This is a genomic window from uncultured Helicobacter sp. (genome assembly GCF_949282165.1).
In the GTDB taxonomy this organism is placed as follows: Bacteria; Campylobacterota; Campylobacteria; order Campylobacterales; family Helicobacteraceae; genus Helicobacter_F.
On record NZ_CASDOV010000028.1, the window covers coordinates 10,626 to 13,647 of the forward strand.

Sequence of the window (3,022 nt, forward strand, 5' to 3'; positions counted from 1 at the left end):
ACCCCTTTTTGCGAAAAAACAAAACGATTTTGAGAATCTAGGAAGTATTCGTGAGAACACGACTCTAAGAAACTTAGAATCTACAGAATCTAGCGCGGAGATTCTAAAAAATGGGCAAGGACAGAATCTAAGTAATGTGGAACTTGGGGAAACTAAAGTAGATTCACAATCTAGGGCATTTACAGAATCTACTTCCACAGATTCACAAACACAAAGCCAAGCCCCAAACAACGCACAAAGACAGAATCTAAACCCCAAACAATCCACACAATCCCCAACACACAGAGAATCTCAAAGCAGATTTAGATTCTAAAATCATCACAGATTCTAAAAAGCTAGATTCTACAATTGCCCAGCACCATTATGCCGCCACAATCATCACAAACCCCTGCCGCGTGCCACTTCGCACAAAAGCACCAAAGCAGTGCTATAATACCAAAAACAAAAGTAGGGGCAATGCGCGCAAAAACTTACCAAATGAAAGTTTTGAAAATCTCTCTATGCTCTATCGCTCTGCTGTGCGTGCTTATCGCGGTATATGGCGTGCATAGATTCTATGCGCTCGATTCTCTGCTTGCCTCCCTCACTAGCCCCACCTCAAAAGATCCCTTTCAATCCCAATATAGCAAAATCCTCCTAGATCGCAATGGCGAGCTTCTAAGCGTGTTTTTAAACCCAAATGAGCAATGGCATATCAAATCCACTAAGCCCATACCCCAAAAGCTCCAAATCGCGGTGCTAGAGTATGAGGATAGGCGGTTTTTCTCCCATATCGGCGTCGATCCCCTCGCCATTGCGCGCACTCTGCGGGATAATCTCTCGCGCAGCAAGCGCGCGGGGGCTAGCACCATCACTATGCAGGTGGCAAAATCCCTAAATCGCCAGCCCCGCACCTACAAAAACAAAATCGATGAAATGCTCTACGCCCTGCGGCTTGAGCGCCTCTATAGCAAAGATGAGATTTTGCAAATGTATCTCAACAACGCCTCCTATGGGCGCAATATCATCGGGTATAGCGGCGCGCTCCTGCTGTATTTTGGGCTAGAGCCCTCGCACGCCCAGCAGCTCACTTGGGCGCAGGCAGCACTTTTGGCAGTTTTGCCAAACGCTCCGGGGCTCATCAACCTAGAAAAAAACCCAAAAGCCCTAGAACGCAAGCGCAACGCCCTCCTGCAACGCCTGCACGACAAGGGGCATTTTTCGCGTGAAGTCCTCTCCCTAGCCCTTCGTGAGCCACTCCCCCACCAAATCCAATACCGCACAAACCTCGCGCCACACCTCGCCCTACGGCTTATAAGAGAGTCCAAAAATGCGGATTCTGCGATTTTATCAAGTAGCATAGACAGACAGATTCAGCAACGATTTGAATCCCGCGCCAAGCAATACGCCGCGCTTTTACAAAAAGAAGGGATTGCTAATCTAAGCGCGCTCCTTGTGGATACACAGAGCAAGGAGGTGCTCGCCTATGTGGGCTCACAAGATTTTTTGGACATACAAAATTATGGGCAAATCGATGGTATCCTAGCCCTGCGCTCGCCCGGCTCCACGCTCAAGCCCCTGCTGTATGCGCTAAGTATCGATGAGGGGCTCATCGCGCCCCACTCCAAGCTCATCGATGTGCCGATGTTTTTTGGCACCTTTGCGCCCCAAAATGCCTCTAAGAAGTATTATGGGCTCATAAGCGCACAAAGCGCGCTACAAAAATCGCTCAATATCCCTTTTGTGCGGCTTTTGCAAGAATATGGCTATGAGAAGTTCTTTTTCACACTCAAAGACATTTTGCATTTTAGCGACACTAACTACACGCGCTATGGGCTCTCTCTCATCTTAGGCACTAAGGAAATGAGCGTGGAGCAAATCGCAAAAATCTATCTGGGCTTGGGAAATTATGGGGTGTTTGAGGATTTGCACTATCAGCGCGATGAGCGCCTTGCAAATAAGCGGTTTGTGAGCGAGGGGAGCGCGTATCTCACGCTTAGGGCGATGGAGCAGCTCTCGCGCGTGGGGCTTGAGAATCTGCACAAAGACAAAAAGATTTTTGCGTGGAAAAGCGGCACGAGCTATGGGCTAAAGGACGCGTGGGCAGCGGGTACATCGCCGCGATACACGCTTGTGGTGTGGGTGGGGAACTTCACTGGCGAGCCAAATGCCAATCTCTTTGGGGCAAGAAGCGCGGGGGGCTTGCTCTTTGAGCTGCTTGGGGAGCTAGAGGGGCTAGATTCAGACTTTAGCGCGCGGGGTGTGCGCCCTATCGCACTCGATTCGCTCACGGGCTATCGCCTAACCCCCGAGCTAGAATCCCTCGCCCTCCCCGCACTCCACGCCCTCTACCCTACCCACGCCCTGCCGCTGCGCCCCTCGCCATTTATCAAGGTGTTTTGGAGCGATGCGCAAGGCAGGGAGCTGCACTCGCTTGATAGCGGGTTTGAGAGCGCGAAGCAAACTTGGGGCGTGGAGCTGCCCACAAATGTTTTGTATTATTACAACACGCAGCATATCGACATCGCCTCGCACCTCAAAAGAGCCTCCAAACAAAGCAGAGTGCTGAAGTTTATCTACCCCACCGATGGCTTAAAAATCATCGAGCCCATCGACTTTGAGGGCAGGCAAAACCTCATCGTGCGCCTTGCAAACCTCAAAAACCAGCAGTTTTTCCTCTATGTGGATTCAGAGCTGCTCCCCACGCCGCAAAGCACGAGCTTTACTCTCACGCTCACGCCGGGTATGCACCATCTCTATATCATCGGCGAGGACGGCGCGCAAGATTCTATAAATTTTGAGCTCGTGCGCTAAGTGGTGGCAATGCAAGTCTTTGCTATGGGAATTGCCATCGGGCCTTGGGACAGAATCTACAATTTAATGCAAGTTTGTTGCACAAACTTGATACCGCTCGTGGCAAGTGAATTGCCACTCGCTCCGCTTACGCGAACATACACTGCGTTTTCTAGCAAGGTTACAGAATCTCTTAGTGTAGCCGCGTCAGGAACGCCGCTTGGGCTAGCACGTTTTCTATAAATTTAAT

2 protein-coding genes are annotated in these 3,022 nt (G+C 50.3%); both read left to right on the forward strand.

Going from position 1 to position 3,022, the window contains the following annotated elements; all coding sequences use genetic code 11:
- A partial coding sequence (locus tag ACH2BK_RS09590) for a hypothetical protein (protein ID WP_395003684.1) occupies positions 1 to 313 on the forward strand: 313 nt, incomplete at its 5' end.
- Positions 314 to 456: 143 nt separating this feature from the next.
- Entirely contained in the window at positions 457 to 2,793 is a 2,337-nt protein-coding gene (gene pbpC / locus ACH2BK_RS09595) for a penicillin-binding protein 1C (RefSeq protein ID WP_394994783.1), read from the forward strand.
- The last annotated feature ends 229 nt before the right edge of the window (positions 2,794 to 3,022 follow it).